The sequence below is a fragment of the Nocardia sp. NPDC004718 genome, assembly GCF_053601535.1.
This window is the reverse complement of record NZ_JBSGCA010000016.1, coordinates 136,870-151,266: the sequence shown is the minus strand read 5'-3', so window position 1 is coordinate 151,266 and position 14,397 is coordinate 136,870. Positions and strand designations below refer to the sequence as shown.

The 14,397-nt window shown below is 68.8% G+C and carries 11 protein-coding genes; 2 read left to right on the top strand and 9 right to left on the bottom strand.

The window, feature by feature from the left end:
* The 7 genes from ACWEH3_RS15215 to ACWEH3_RS15185 all read right to left on the bottom strand — a co-directional run.
* Positions 1–260: acetyl-coenzyme A synthetase N-terminal domain-containing protein (locus tag ACWEH3_RS15215; RefSeq protein WP_452358334.1), on the bottom strand; the 260-nt coding region annotated here is incomplete at its 3' end.
* 51 nt (positions 261–311) lie between these two features.
* Positions 312–1,949: a solute symporter family protein gene (locus ACWEH3_RS15210; RefSeq protein WP_450026052.1), complete on the bottom strand. Its 1,638-nt coding sequence runs from the start codon at positions 1,947–1,949 to the stop codon at positions 312–314.
* Positions 1,946–2,302 (bottom strand): DUF485 domain-containing protein, encoded by a 357-nt coding sequence (locus tag ACWEH3_RS15205; RefSeq protein ID WP_355078337.1) that lies wholly within the window; start codon positions 2,300–2,302, stop codon positions 1,946–1,948. The genes ACWEH3_RS15210 and ACWEH3_RS15205 overlap by 4 nt, the downstream gene beginning before the upstream one ends.
* Before the next feature lie 154 nt (positions 2,303–2,456).
* Complete coding sequence (locus ACWEH3_RS15200; protein ID WP_450026050.1) at positions 2,457–4,211, bottom strand: sodium/solute symporter; 1,755 nt, start codon at positions 4,209–4,211, stop codon at positions 2,457–2,459.
* Positions 4,212–4,740: 529 nt separating this feature from the next.
* On the bottom strand, positions 4,741–5,106 hold the full coding sequence (locus ACWEH3_RS15195) for a hypothetical protein (RefSeq protein WP_450026048.1): 366 nt from the start codon (positions 5,104–5,106) through the stop codon (positions 4,741–4,743).
* On the bottom strand, positions 5,103–5,897 hold the full coding sequence (locus ACWEH3_RS15190; protein WP_450026046.1) for a LytR/AlgR family response regulator transcription factor: 795 nt from the start codon (positions 5,895–5,897) through the stop codon (positions 5,103–5,105). Before ACWEH3_RS15190 ends, ACWEH3_RS15195 begins: the two co-directional genes overlap by 4 nt.
* A gap of 236 nt (positions 5,898–6,133) precedes the next feature.
* Positions 6,134–7,330, bottom strand: coding sequence for a sensor histidine kinase (locus ACWEH3_RS15185; protein ID WP_450026044.1), 1,197 nt, complete (start codon positions 7,328–7,330; stop codon positions 6,134–6,136).
* Positions 7,331–7,734: 404 nt separating this feature from the next.
* Here ACWEH3_RS15185 and dnaE point away from each other — a divergent pair, with 404 nt between their 5' ends.
* On the top strand, positions 7,735–11,283 hold the full coding sequence (dnaE, locus tag ACWEH3_RS15180) for a DNA polymerase III subunit alpha (RefSeq protein ID WP_450026042.1): 3,549 nt from the start codon (positions 7,735–7,737) through the stop codon (positions 11,281–11,283).
* Between the two features lie 338 nt (positions 11,284–11,621).
* Here the strand turns inward: dnaE and ACWEH3_RS15175 are convergent, their stop codons facing one another.
* Together ACWEH3_RS15175 and ACWEH3_RS15170 are read right to left on the bottom strand one after the other, a co-directional pair.
* A complete protein-coding gene (locus tag ACWEH3_RS15175; RefSeq protein ID WP_450016058.1) occupies positions 11,622–12,791 on the bottom strand; it encodes an epoxide hydrolase family protein in 1,170 nt (389 codons plus the stop codon).
* A gap of 185 nt (positions 12,792–12,976) precedes the next feature.
* The gene (locus ACWEH3_RS15170; protein ID WP_450016060.1) at positions 12,977–13,597 is read right to left on the bottom strand and encodes a rhodanese-like domain-containing protein; all 621 of its coding nucleotides are present in this window, start codon (positions 13,595–13,597) and stop codon (positions 12,977–12,979) included.
* Between the two features lie 86 nt (positions 13,598–13,683).
* Here ACWEH3_RS15170 and ACWEH3_RS15165 point away from each other — a divergent pair, with 86 nt between their 5' ends.
* The gene (locus ACWEH3_RS15165) at positions 13,684–14,145 is read left to right on the top strand and encodes a MarR family winged helix-turn-helix transcriptional regulator (protein WP_450016062.1); all 462 of its coding nucleotides are present in this window, start codon (positions 13,684–13,686) and stop codon (positions 14,143–14,145) included.
* Positions 14,146–14,397 lie beyond the last annotated feature (252 nt).

Here is a 14,397-nt window from a genome sequence, read left to right as displayed (position 1 = left end):
AGGACGTGGCGGTCCACGCAGTTGTAGGCGACGTTGAGCTTGCCGCCGACGAACCATTTCGCCACCGGAGCCTCGCTCCAGTCCAGCACCTGGGTCCACGGCTGCTCCCAGTGCAGCCTGCGAGCCTGTTCAGCCCAGAACTCCAGCCGATCGGACCGCGCCCGGTCGTACAGCGCCTCGCTCGCGTTCGCCTCGGCGGCGAAGTCCGCGGCGGGCGGGTAGGCGGTGGTGTCGCGGTCATCGGTGGTTGCGCTGGTCACGCGAGATCTCCTAACGAAAGAACAGAGGGGACGAGGAATGCCGGGCAGTGCTCAGTGCACCACCGCCTTCTCGGCGCCGACGCCGGTGAGCGAGCGGACTTCCATCTCCGCGGCCTTGGCCGGGTCCTCGGTCTTGCCTCCCACGAAGGTGCCGATGATGCCGAGCAGGAACGCCAACGGGATGGAAACGATGCCCGGGTTGGACAGCGGGAACCAGTCGAAGTCCGAACCGGGCAGCATCGCGGTCTTGCTGCCCGATACCGCGGGGGAGAACACGATCAGCACGATCGTCGAGATCAGACCGCCGTACATGCTCCACAGCGCGCCGGTGGTGTTGAACCGCCGCCAGAACAGCGAGTACAGGATGGTCGGCAGGTTCGCCGACGCCGCGACCGCGAACGCCAGCGCCACCAGGAAGGCGACGTTCTGGCCGTTGGCCAGGATGCCCAGCGCGATGGCCAATATGCCGATCACCACCGCCGTGACTCGGGAGACCCGGACCTGTTCGCGCTCACCGGCTTTCCCGCGCTTGAGCACATTCGCGTAGATGTCATGGGCGAACGACGCCGACGCCGTGATGGTCAGGCCCGCCACCACCGCGAGGATGGTGGCGAAGGCGACCGCGGAGATCACCCCGAGCAGCACAACGCCGCCGAGTTCGAAGGCCAGCAGCGGCGCGGCCGAGTTCTGTCCGCCCGCGGCCGCGAGAATACGATCCGGCCCGACGATCGCCGCCGCGCCGTAGCCCAGGACCAGGGTGAACAGGTAGAACGCGCCGATCAGACCGATCGCCCAGACCACCGAGCGCCGCGCCTCTTTGGCGGTGGGCACGGTGTAGAAGCGCATCAGCACGTGCGGCAGGCCCGCGGTGCCGAGCACCAACGCCAGGCCGAGCGAGAGGAAGTTGAGCTTCGAGGTCTCGCTGCCGCCGTACTGCGCGCCGGGTGCGAGCACGTCGCGCGCGGCGACGGCCTTGTTCGCCGAACCCGAGACCGCTTCCTGCGCGGAGCCGAGGATCTCGGAGAAGTCGAAACCGAACTTGGCGAACACCATGACGGTCATCAGCGCCGCGCCCACGATCAGCAGCACGGCCTTGATGATCTGCACCCATGTGGTGCCCTTCATGCCGCCGACCAGGACGTACACGATCATCAGCACGCCGACGACGGCGATCACGATGGACTGCCCGGTCTTGTCGGTGACATCCAGCAGCAGCGCGACCAGCCCGCCCGCGCCCGCCATCTGCGCGAGCAGGTAGAACAGCGACACCGTCAGCGTGGACAGTGCCGCGGCGGTGCGCACCGGGCCTTCCTTCAGCCGGAAGCTCAGCACATCGGCCATGGTGAATTTGCCGGTGTTGCGGAGCATCTCGGCGACCAGCAGCAACGCGACCAGCCAGGCGACCAGGAATCCGATCGAGTAGAGGAATCCGTCGTAGCCGTAGACCGCGATGGCGCCCGCGATACCGAGGAAGCTGGCGGCCGAGAGGTAGTCGCCCGCGATGGCGACGCCGTTCTGCGGACCGGAGAAGCCGCGCCCGCCGGTGAAGTAGTCGGCGGCCGTGGCGTTGTTCCGGCTGGCGCGGATCACCACGATCATCGTGATCGCGACGAAGACGCCGAAGATGGCGATATTGGCGACCGGGTTGCCGACCGTCGCCGCCGCGGCGTAGGTGTGCACGGTGTTCATGCCCGGTCTCCCTCGAGGTAGCCGCGGATTTTCGCTGCGCGCGGATCCAGTTCTCGGTTGGCGAACCGGACGTACAGCGCGGTGATGGCGAAGGTGGAGACGAATTGGCCGAGGCCGAGCAGCAAACCGGCGTTGATCTCGCCGAAGACGGGGCGGCTCATGAAGTCGTGCGCGTAGGCGCCGAGCAGGACATAACCGAGGTACCAGAGCAGGAACAGGGCGGTCATCGGAAATACGAAGCGGCGCAATCGCGTTCGCAGTTCCTGGAATTGGGGGCTCGCCTGGACTTCGGCGAATTCTGCTGCGCTCGGCGCTCGCCGCCCGGCGGTGTCGTCGAGTTCGGTACTGGTCATGCTGGTCCTACCCAAGTGATGTGGCTTACTTCTCGAGGACGGTAAGCCAGGGATAGGGACCACCAGTAGGCTGTGGTGTGGGTCACTCCGTGAAGGTGTCCGAATCTGCGGTGAGCGGTCGGTACGGCGCGACGAACGGTCGGCGCGTCACCGCTCAGTCCGAACGCAGGCTGCGCTCGCGGTCCGCGCCCATGCCCAAGCGCTCCGGCGCGTGCATCCGGACGAAGATCCGGCTCACCGTCCTCGCGCCGAGCCCACGGGTGAACGAACTCACCAGCACCATGGTGGCGAACGCCAGCGGCACGCTGATCGCCGCGGGATAGCTCAGCAACGCGGCGGGCCAGCCGCCCGCCATGTCGTCGGAGAAGCCGCCGGTGACCGAGACGGCGGTCGCGGCGCCCGCCGCGAGCCCGCCCGCGACCAGACCGGCCGCCGCGCCCGTCGCGGTCAGCCCGCGCCACCAGATGCCCAGGACCAGCAGCGGGCACAGCGTGGAGGCGGCCACGGCGAAGGCCAGGCCGACGGTGCGGGACAGATCCAGCGACACCACCGTCAGCGACAGCGCCAGCGGTACCGAGCCCGCGACCAGTGCGGCCGTGCGGAAGTCCCGGATGCGCCCACGCAGCATGTCAGTGCTGAGCACGCCCGCGACGCTCACCAGCAGCCCCGACGAGGTGGACAGGAACGCGGCGATCGCGCCCGCCGCGGCCAGCGCCGCGAGCAGCTGACCAGGCAGCCCCGCGACCACCGACCCGGGCAGCAGTACCACCGCGGCATCGGAGGTTCCGGTGATCAGCAGTTGCGGCACGTACAGCCGGGCGAAAACGCCCAGCAGGACGGGGAACAGATAGAAGAGGCCGACCAGGCCGATCACCGCGAGCGCGGTCGTGCGCGCGGCCCGCCCGTCGGGGTTGGTGTAGAAGCGCACCAGCACGTGCGGAAGGCCCATGGTGCCGAGGAAGGTCGCCAGGATCAACGAATAGACCTGGTAGCTGGGATGCGGCCCGCCGAGCCCGCCGCCCGGCGTCAGCCAGCCCGCGCCGTCGGCGGGGGCGCCGGCCACCACCGGCACCGCCGCTCCGGCCTCGAGCACCAATCGCGTTCCCGCCGCCAGTTCGTGCGTGCCGGGCGTCAGCGGCACCGTGCCGTCGACGGCGTGCTCGTCGATGGTTCCCGTGATCGAAACCTGTTGCGGCGCGCCGACCCGCACCACCACGTCGGTGGTCACGTCGACGGTCGTGCGTTCGGACACCACCGGCGGTGCGGGCGCGCCGAGCTCCCGCTGGTCGGCGAGGAAGTGCCCGAGCAGCACCAGCGCGGGCAGTGCCACCGCGGTCAGCTTCAACCAGTACTGGAACGCCTGGACCAAGGTGATCGAGCGCATCCCGCCACCCACCACATTGGCGATCACGATCGCGCCCACCGCCACCGCGCCCACCCAGTCCGGCACCCCGAGCAAGATGTGCAGCGTCAGGCCCGCCCCTTGGAACTGCGGGATGAGATACACCGCGCAGATGAGCACGACGACGGTGGCGGCGAGTCTGCGTAAACGCACCGAGCCCAAACGGAATTCGGCGAAGTCGGGCACCGTGTACGCGCCGGAGCGGCGCAGCGGGGCGGCGACGAACAGCAGCAGCGCCAGGTATCCGGCGGTGAAGCCGACCGGGTACCACAGCGCGTCCGCGCCGTATTTCGCGATCAACCCGGCGACCCCGAGAAACGAGGCGGCCGACAGGTATTCGCCGGAGATCGCGGCCGCGTTCCAGCGCGGCCCCACGCTGCGCGAGGCGACGAGGAAATCGGAGGTGGTGCGCGCGAGCCGCACGCCGTACGCGCCGATCGCGACGGTCGCGAGGGCCGCGAGGATCAGCGCCGCGACCGTCAGCGCGGGCGCCGTGCCAGAAGTCATGAGATACCTCCGCGTGGGTCGGCGCGGTATCCGGTCGCCGCGACACCTCGGCCGCGTGAGCGGAGCGGTTCAGTGCGCCCCGAGGCCCGGGTTGCGGGCGTGGTCGACGCACCAGAGGAGTACCTCCGGGTGGGTCGGCCGGATTCGCGCGATACCCGGTCTTCGCGACCCCTTGGCCGGCGGGCGAGCGAAACGGTCACCTGCGCGCCGAGTCTCGTGTCACCGGCGTGCGGGAAGCGCCCACACTCGAAGAAGATCGCCGCGGCCGCCGGATGCACCATCGACAGCCGGGCACCCGCGACGGATGCGCCGCTCGGAGGACACCCATGATCACGCGCCGCGTCCACACGGGCCGAGCTGGTCCCATGGTGGCGCACGGGTCGATCCCGCCGTATCCCGATCTCGAACGCGGCGCGCGTTTTCTCGGACCGGGTGCACCGATACGCCGAGCGCCGAACGAAGCCCGTCGGGCCGGAGCGCATCGATACCGTGGTCCGCGCCGCGGCAGGCATTCGGGCCGGTCGCACCGTCAGTCCTCGGCCAATTCGAGGAAATCCTGTTCGTTGCGTTCGGCCAGGCGCACATAGGTCCGGCCGATCAGGAACAGCAGCGGGTACACGGCGCCGCCGAGCAGCAGCCAGGGCAGCCGGATGCCGAGCACCGTGATCGATCCGATCGAACCGGTGCGGAAAAGCACGGGCAGCGCGCACAGCAGCGCGATCGTCACCAGGCCCACGCGCAGCGCGAGCCCGAGTTGCGCGCGGATGAGGCCGCCGATGAGCGCCTCGCCGAACTCGGTCTGCTCGGCGACCTCCACCCTCGTGCGGACCCGGCGCGCGCCGCGTCGCTCGGACAACACCACGCGCTCGCGCACCGGACGCTGCGGTGCGGTCACTGATTGCCCCAGTGTTGCCGGGGTCGGACGAGTCGCTGTTTCAGCTCGCGCACCTGTCGTCGGCTCACCGGCAGTTCGACCGCTTGCGCCTCGCCCTCGGCCCGCAGGCACACCACCGTGCCGGAACCTGTCGTGCGCAGCCCGGTGACCAGCCGCAACGCCACCAGATACGAGCGGTGCACCCGCAGGAATCCCGCGTCGTGCCAGCGTGTTTCCAACGCCGACAACGGGATCCGCACCAGATGCGATCCAGCGCTCGTGTGCAGCCGCGCGTAGTCCCCGTCGGCTTCCACCCAACTCACGCTCGACCTCGGTACCAGCGTGGTCACTCCGCCCAGTTCCACCGGGATGACTTCGCTCGGATCGGCGCGCTCGTCGGCGGCGGGCCGGTGCGGCGCGCTGCGGGCCGCCGCGATCCGCCGCACCGCCTCGGCGAGGCGCGCTTCGCGCAGCGGCTTGAGCAGGTAGTCGACCGCACCCAGGTCGAATGCGGCGATCGCCCGGTCGTCGTGGGCGGTCACGAAGACCACGGCGGGCGGAGTGGCGAACTCCGACAGAATGCCCGCCAACTCCATCCCGTCCAGGCCGGGCATGTTGATGTCCAGGAAGACCGCGTCCACCGGGTGCGCGCGCAGCACCCGCAACGCACTGGTGGCGTCGCCTACAGCGTGGATATCCCCGATCTCGGCCCGCGCGCGCAGCAGATACACCAGCTCGTCCAGAGCGGGTTTCTCGTCGTCCACGGCGAGCACGCGCAGCGCGCCCGCCGACTTGCCGGTAACGCGGGTCACAGTCGCTCCATCGTAAGGGGCCCGTTCCGGGCGGCCGACCGGGTGTCGACGTGAGGCGGCCTGCTCACGAGCGTCGCATGCGTCGGTCTCACGACCGGATGCCTTGTGGGCATGAGTCCGTGCTCCCCGACGTGGCCAGGGTTGGTCTGGCGCCCGCGTCCGGGTGTTGCGTGTGCCGGTCCGATGCTCGGGTATGCGTGCGTGCACAGGCCGCGTTCCCCGGCGTCGCGCCGGTCTCACGGCCGGATGCCCGCCCGGAATTTCGGGACGCGCAAGCTGACCTTTGTGCCCGCGCCAGGTGCGGTTTCGACCACGAGGCCGTAGTCGTCGCCGAAGGCCGCGCGCAATCGGTCGTCGACGTTGGCCAGGCCGACGTGCGCGGCCTCTCCGGAGCCCGCGGGGCCGGTCCCGGTGTCGACGGCGTCCAGCGCGCCGGAGCGTAAGAGGTCCGGGTCCATGCCGACGCCGTCGTCCTCGACGCTGATCACACAGTCGGTGCCCGCGTCGGTGGCGACGATGCTGACGGTGCCGCCGTGGGCGGCGCCCGCCAGTCCGTGCCGCACCGCGTTCTCCACCAGCGGCTGGAGCGCGAGGAAGGGGAGGACCACGCCGAGCACCTCGGGCGCGATCCGCAGCCGGACCTGGAGGGCGTCGCCGAAGCGGGCGCGTTCCAACGCGAGGTAGCGCTCGATGTTGCGCAGCTCGTCCGACAGCACCGTGAACTCGCCCGCGGCGCGGAAGGAGTAGCGGGTGAAGTCGGCGAACTCGAGGATCAGCTCGCGGGCCCGCGCCGGATCGGTGCGGACGAACGAGGCGATGGTGTTCAGCGCGTTGTAGATGAAGTGCGGGCTGATCTGCGCCCGCAGCGCGCGCACCTCGGCCCGGTCCAGCCGGGCCCGCGACGCGTCCAGTTCGGCCAATTCGAGCTGCCCGCAGGCGTACCGCGCCACTTCGGCGACCGCACCCAGCCGCCCCGGCCCCGGTAGCCCGGTGTTCACGACGCCCAGCACACCGGCCACGCCGTTGGATTCGATCAGCAACGGTTGCGCGATCAGCGTGCGCCCGGCGTGTTCGCCGCGGCCGGGTCCGGCGACGAGTACCGGACGTTGGCCCGCGACGGCGCGTTCGGCGGCTTCGCCGAAGTACTCGGCCAGTTCGGCGTGCGGCCCGTCCCAGGCGAGCACCGTGCCGTCGGCATCGGCCAGCGCGAGCGCCTCGGCGCCGGTGAGCGCGCGCAGATGGGGCGCGGCTTCCCGCGCGGACTCCTCGGTCAGCCCGCGCCGCAGCGGAACCGCCGCCAGCGACGCGGTGTGCAGCGCCGAATGCACCGCCCGCTCGGCGGGGGTGGTCACCACTCGGCGGGTGCGCGACCAGATCAGCAACGCACCGGCCAGCAACGCGGCCACGGCCACGACGGCCAGCGCGGTGGTCATGGCGGGCAGCGGCGCGAGGACTTCATGGGCCGATTATCGCGGTGCTCCGATCGCGTGCGGCAGGTGGCGGCCATGTGGTGCGGACGCGGGTGCGCGTCCGATCCGGACAGCGCCTGCGCGAACGGGCCGAATCCGGCAACGGGGGGGCGCCGCGGGCGCAGTGCGGCTTGCCGGGAGTTTCGTTCCGGATCGTGTGCGGCATGGTGGCGGCCGTGGGCGGTACGAGAGCGACACTCGCGGAAATCGGCCGCTCAGTCGGCGAGTCGCCAGGACGCGCCGGTGATCTTCCCCACCGACACGCCGGGTGCCCCAGGAGCGCCCGCGAGCCGTTCCGAACCAGTCGGTGCGCCCGCCTAGAATCGGTCCAGCCAACCCCCGTCGAGACCTTGGGAGGAAGGACCGTCTTGGCCGCCTCGTCCGGATCGTTCGTCCATCTGCACAACCACACCGAGTACTCCATGCTCGACGGGGCGGCGAAGATCTCGCCACTGTTCACGGAGGCGAAACGGCTGGGGATGAACGCGGTCGGGATGACCGACCACGGCAACATGTACGGCGCCTCGGAGTTCTACAACTCGGCCAAGAAGCACGACATCAAGCCGATCATCGGCATCGAGGCCTACATCGCGCCCGCCTCGCGGTTCGACACCAAGCGCGTGCAGTGGGGCGATCCGAGCCAGAAGGGCGACGACGTCTCCGGCTCCGGCGCCTACACGCACATGACCATGGTCGCCGAGAACGCGACCGGCCTGCGCAACCTGTTCAAGCTCTCCTCGCTGGCCTCCATCGAGGGGCAGCTCGGCAAGTGGGCGCGCATGGACGCGGAGATCATCGCCCAGTACGCCGAGGGCATCATCGCCACGACCGGCTGCCCCTCCGGCGAGGTGCAGACCCGCCTGCGTCTCGGCCACGACCGTGAGGCGCTGGAGGCCGCCGCGAAGTGGCAGGAGATCTTCGGCAAGGACAATTTCTTCCTCGAGGTCATGGACCACGGCCTGTCCATCGAGCGCCGGGTGCGCGAGGGGTTGCTGAATGTCGGCAAGCAGCTGGGCATTCCGCCACTGGCCACGAACGACTGCCACTACGTCACCAAGGACCAGTCGAGCAACCACGAGGCGCTGCTGTGTGTGCAGACCGGCAAGACGCTGTCGGACCCCACCCGGTTCAAATTCGACGGTGACGGCTACTACCTGAAATCCGCCGAGGAGATGCGGGCGCTCTGGGAAGCCGAGGTGCCCGGCGCGTGCGACAACACGGTGCTGATCGGCGAGCGAGTCCAGTCCTACGACGACGTATGGGCCTTCAAGGACCGCATGCCGGTCTTCCCGGTGCCCGAGGGCGAGGACCAGGATTCCTGGCTGCGCAAAGAGGTCGACCGAGGCCTGGCGCGCCGGTTCCCCGGCGGTGTGCCCGAGGAGTACTACACCCGCGCCTACTTCGAACTCGACGTCATCAAGCAGAAGGGCTTCCCCGCCTACTTCCTCGTCGTCGGCGACCTCGTCAAGCACGCGCGGGAGGTCGGCATCCGGGTCGGTCCCGGCCGTGGTTCGGCGGCCGGTTCGCTGGTGGCCTACGCGCTCGGCATCACCAATATCGACCCGCTGCCGCACGGCCTGCTGTTCGAGCGGTTCCTCAACCCGGAGCGCCCGTCCGCGCCCGATATCGATATCGACTTCGACGATCGCCGCCGTGGTGAGATGGTCCGCTACGCCACCGAGAAGTGGGGCACCGACCGGGTCGCCCAGGTGATCACCTTCGGCACCATCAAGACCAAGGCCGCGATCAAGGACTCGGCGCGCGTCCAGTTCGGCCAGCCCGGTTTCGCCATCGCCGACCAGATCTCCAAGGCGCTGCCGCCGCCGATCATGGCCAAGGACATCCCGTTGTCGGGCATCATGGATCCCGATCACGAGCGGTACAAAGAGGCAGCCGAGGTCCGCGAGCTCATCGGCAGCAACCCGGATGTGGCCAAGATCTACGAGACCGCGCGCGGTCTGGAGGGCCTGATCCGCAACGCCGGTGTGCACGCCTGCGCGGTGATCATGTCCTCCGAGCCGTTGATGGACGCGATCCCGGTGTGGAAGCGGCCCCAGGACGGGGCGATCATCACCGGCTGGGACTACCCGTCCTGCGAGGCCATCGGCCTGCTGAAGATGGACTTCCTCGGCCTGCGCAACCTCACCGTCATCGGTGACGCGCTGGACAACATCAAGGCCAACCGCGGCATCGACCTGGACATGGACAACCTGCCGCTGGACGATCCCGCGACCTACGAATTGCTCTCGCGCGGTGACACGCTCGGCGTCTTCCAGCTCGACGGCGGCCCCATGCGCGACCTGCTGCGCCGCATGCAGCCCACCGGCTTCAACGACATCGTCGCCGTGCTCGCGCTGTACCGGCCCGGCCCGATGGGCATGAACGCGCACAACGACTACGCCGACCGCAAGAACGGGCGGCAGCCGATCAAGCCGATCCATCCCGAGCTGGAGGAGCCGCTCAAGGACATCCTCGCCGAGACCTACGGCCTGATCGTCTACCAAGAGCAGATCATGTTCATCGCGCAGAAGGTCGCCTCCTACTCGATGGGCAAGGCCGACGCGCTGCGCAAGGCCATGGGTAAGAAGAAGCTCGAGGTGCTCGAGGCCGAATACAAGGGCTTCCACGAGGGCATGACCGCGAACGGCTTCTCCGAGGCCGCGGTGAAGGCGCTGTGGGACACCATCCTTCCGTTCGCAGGCTACGCGTTCAACAAGTCGCACGCCGCGGGCTACGGCCTCGTCTCGTTCTGGACCGCCTACCTCAAGGCCAACTATCCGGCCGAGTACATGGCGGGCCTGCTCACCTCCGTCGGTGACGACAAGGACAAGGCCGCGGTCTACCTGTCCGACTGCCGCCGTCTCGGCATCACCGTGCTTCCGCCGGACGTCAACGAGTCCGAGCAGAACTTCGCCTCGGTCGGCAAGGACATCCGCTTCGGTCTCGGCGCGGTGCGCAACGTCGGCGCGAACGTCGTCGCCTCGATCATCCAGGCGCGCAAGGAGAAGTCGAAGTTCACCGACTTCTCCGACTACCTGAACAAGATCGACGCGATCGCCGCGAGCAAGAAGGTCACCGAATCGCTGATCAAGGCGGGCGGTTTCGACTCCCTCGGGCATCCGCGCAAGGGTCTGATGCTGATCCACTCGGATGCCATCGATGCCGTCATGGCCACCAAGAAGGCCGAGGCGATGGGTCAATTCGACCTGTTCGGCGGCTTGGACGCGGACGAGTCGGTGACCTCGGTGTTCAACGTGAAGGTGCCCGAGGACGAGTGGGAGTCCAAGCACCGGCTCGCGCTGGAGCGGGAGATGCTCGGGCTGTACGTATCCGGGCATCCGCTCAACGGCGTCGAGCACGTGCTCGCCGCGCAGGCCGACACGCAGATTCCCGCCATCCTGGAAGGCGACATCAAGGACGGCACCCAGGTGACCGTCGGCGGCATCCTGGCGTCGGTGAACCGGCGCATCAACAAGAACGGTCTGGCCTGGGCTTCGGCGCAGCTGGAAGACCTCACCGGTGGCATCGAGGTGCTGTTCTTCCCGCAGTCGTACTCGGTGTACGGGATGGACGTCGTCGAAGACGCCGTGGTGCTGGTCAAGGCGCGTGTCTCGGTCCGCGACGACCGAATCTCGTTGATCGCCAACGATCTCGCCGTGCCGGACCTCTCCGCCGTCGGCGTGGCCAAGCCGCTCGCGGTCACCGTCACCACCCGCATGTGCACACCGGACAAGATCGGCGAACTCAAGCGCGTCTTGTCCAGGCACCCCGGCACGTCGGATGTCCATATCCGGCACGTCGGCGCCCGGGACAAGACCACGCTGCTGAAACTCGACGAACGGCTGCGCGTCTCGCCGTCGTCAGCGCTGATGGGCGATCTGAAGGCGTTGCTCGGCCCCGGCTGCCTGGCCGGCTGATCGGCGAATTCCGCACAGTCTGGTTCGGGTCGGCGGTCGGGCTGTCCGGCGGTTGTGTGACCCGCGGCGATGCCGGCCCGGCCGCTTGCGCCGTCGTCGGGCGGCGTGGGGCCGGTGCGATCGACCCGACAGCCACGGTGTCGCCGCAATCCGGAAGCAACAGTGTCGGCGCATCCGCCGATGCGCCGACACCACGGACCCCGCCGGATCCAGCCCCGCCTCCATCAGCCGCCTAGATCGCCGATCGGCCGCGTGCCGGCCTCACGTGCGCTTCGCCGCGGCGCGGAGACGGAACGGCACCCGTCAGTGCGAATGGTCACCGCTCCCGCTCTGAGCGATCACCGTTGAGCGGCAAGGCAAGCTCGTCGAGCGGCGCGGGCCTCGGCGACGAACAGTTCTGGTTGTTCCCACGCGGCGAAATGACCACCGCGCGCGGGCTGTCCCCAGTGCACGATGTTGGTGAAGCGCTCGGCTGCCCAGCGCTGTGCCGGGCGGGGCACCTCGGCGGGGAACACGCTGCCGGCTGTCGGCACTGTGATCTGGTCGCCGACCGCGGTGGTGAACCATTCGGTGACTTCGGTGATGCTCTCCCAGTAGAGGCGAGTGGAGGAAGCGCCGGTCGCGGTCACCCAGTAGAGCATCACGTTGTCCAATACCCGGTCGCGGTCCAAGACGGTGTCGAGGTCATCTTCGTGGTCGCTCCAGGTCCAGACCTTTTCCATGATCCACGCGCACAGCGCGGCCGGTGAGTCCAGTAACCCATAACCCAGAGTTTGCGGGCGCGTGGCGTGGACCGCCGAGTAGGCGGATCCGGTGCGGGTGCGTTCCTCGAGATCGCTGAGGGCCCGCCGTTCGGCCTCGGTGAGGTGCGCTTCGGTGCGCTCGGGTGCGGCCAGCGGTGGGATGAGGTGCAATCCGAGCAACCTGTGCGGTTGCTGCAACGCGATGCTGGTGGAGATGCTGCTGCCCCAGTCGCTGCCTGCGGCTATGAATTTCTCGTAGCCGAGCCGGGTCGTCAACTCGGCCCAGGCGCGTGCGATGCGGTGGATGCCCCAGCCCGGCTCGGTGGGACGACCGCTGAAGCCGTATCCCGGCAGGGACGGCGCGACGACGTGGAACGCGTCGGCCGGATGGCCGCCGTACGCTGCCGGATCGGTGAGCGGGCCGAGGACTTGCTCGAACTCCAGGAACGAGCCGGGCCAGCCGTGAGTGAGGACGAGCGGGACGGCTTCCGGATACGGAGAACGGACGTGGAGCGCGTGTATCGGCACGCTGTCGATCTCGGTGACGATCTGCGGAATTCGGTTCAGCCGCGCTTCGGTGGCCGACCAGTCGTATTCGTCGGCCCAGTACCGGCACAGCTCTCGCAGATACGACAGCGGCACACCTTGGGACCAGTCCGCGACCGGCTCACGCTCCGGCCACCGGGTGCGACGGAGTCGTTCGCGTAGGTCACGCAGATCAGCCTCGGTAATATCGATCCGGTAGGGACGAACGCGGTCGGTCATGGTTGTTCTCTCTGCTCTGCCGGTGGAACGGTTTTCACCAGTTGGCGCGCCAGGCCCAGGTAACGGAGTTCGATCCCGACGCCTCCGGTGCGGGGAATCCGCATCCGAGCGGATCACCACATGAACCGGCGGCAATGGAACCGGCCCCCCGTCCATTGTCCAGCCCTCGGCAGTGCGGTCCGGCTCTACGCTCGGTCAGGCCCGCGTTCCACCCGTGCCGTCGGTGCGGTCCGACCACCGGAAGACCCGGAGCGGATGTGCGGCAACGGAATCGGAGCGCGAGCTGCCGCGTCTCCGATTCCGTCATGCGCGTGGATTCCTCCGGCGGGTGTGATGGCGCGATCGGGATCTCCGCACGAGACCACCGGCGGATTCGATACTCCGATCGTCGATGTCGCCGCCCGCGGGATGATGGGGCGCGACTGGTAAGTCATGTGCCCGGCGGCCGGAAAGGATCCGTCCGCCGGACACCCCCGGATGCGTTCAGCTCTCGACCGGAAGTCCGGCGTCGGTCCATCCTGGATGCCTTCACGGTACTTCCGGACGTTGGTGTAGCCGAGAGCCTCCAGCTTGGTGGCCACGTGCTGGCTGTTGGCGCAGGCGGCATTCGAGCAGTAGGTGACGATCGCGGCGTCCTTTGCCGGAAGTAGTTGCGGGGCTTTGGTTTCCACGTCGGCTTCGACCAGGTTGAGCGCGCCGGGAAGATGTCCTTCGGCGTAGTACTCGGCGCCGAGCGCGTCGATGACGGTCACCGAACCCGCCTCGATCTGCTCGGCGAGTTCCTGGCGCGTGATCAGTTCGGTCATGGCAGTGCTCCTTCGGGCGGAAATTTATGTGCGTGCGCACGCTATTACATGTGTGCGTGTGCACGCAACTGGTTATGCTTCGGTTCGTGCCGAATTCCGCGAACCGTTCCCACCCGGCCGTCCGCGCGTGGTCCGCGCTGCTTCAGGTGCACGCCAAGCTGGTGCCGGAGCTGGACACGGAACTGCGTCGCGCCACCGCGCTGCCCTTGACCTGGTACGACGTACTTCTGGAACTCGACGGACCGCGACAGCTGCGGGTGAGCGATCTCGGCGAACGGGTGGTGCTGAGCCGGACGCGGGTGAGTCGCCTGGTCGGCGAGCTGGAGTCACATGGCTTGGTGCGCCGGGAGGCCAATCCGGATGACGGGCGTTCAGCGTTCGTGAGCATCACCGAGGCCGGTCGGCAGCGGCTGCGGGAGGCCGCTCCGCACTACCTGGCCGGGATCGAACGCCGGTTCAGCGGCCTCGGCCCGGACGAACTCGAAGCTCTGGCCGGGGCGCTACGCAAGGCGCTGGGCCCAGCCGACCTGCCCGATCCGAAGCGTTAGCGATCCGGTCGCCGCCGTCTCGCGCTGACGCTGCGCGCGGTCCTGCTCCTGTGCTGCCACCCGGCGCTGACGCCCGATCGACTGACCGGCGCTCGAAGCCCTTGATCGATCCCTGGCCGTCGCCATCGTGCCCCGCGCAAGCCCGCCCAGGACATCTCCGAGGCAGGCAGCTCGAATGCCACAGGCAGCCTCGGCGCTGGAAGACCGCACCGGCAAGGTTCTGCGCTCACCGGCCGCTGCGTCGATGGCGAC

What these genes read in the sequence shown, in the direction of transcription:
- ACWEH3_RS15210 (WP_450026052.1), bottom strand. Translation starts at nt 1,949, where the DNA reads ATGAACACCGTGCACACCTACGCCGCGGCGGCGACGGTCGGCAACCCG.
- ACWEH3_RS15200 (WP_450026050.1), bottom strand. Translation starts at nt 4,211, where the DNA reads ATGACTTCTGGCACGGCGCCCGCGCTGACGGTCGCGGCGCTGATCCTC.
- ACWEH3_RS15175 (WP_450016058.1), bottom strand. Translation starts at nt 12,791, where the DNA reads ATGACCGACCGCGTTCGTCCCTACCGGATCGATATTACCGAGGCTGAT.
- ACWEH3_RS15205 (WP_355078337.1), bottom strand. Translation starts at nt 2,302, where the DNA reads ATGACCAGTACCGAACTCGACGACACCGCCGGGCGGCGAGCGCCGAGC.
- ACWEH3_RS15170 (WP_450016060.1), bottom strand. Translation starts at nt 13,597, where the DNA reads ATGACCGAACTGATCACGCGCCAGGAACTCGCCGAGCAGATCGAGGCG.
- ACWEH3_RS15185 (WP_450026044.1), bottom strand. Translation starts at nt 7,330, where the DNA reads ATGACCACCGCGCTGGCCGTCGTGGCCGTGGCCGCGTTGCTGGCCGGT.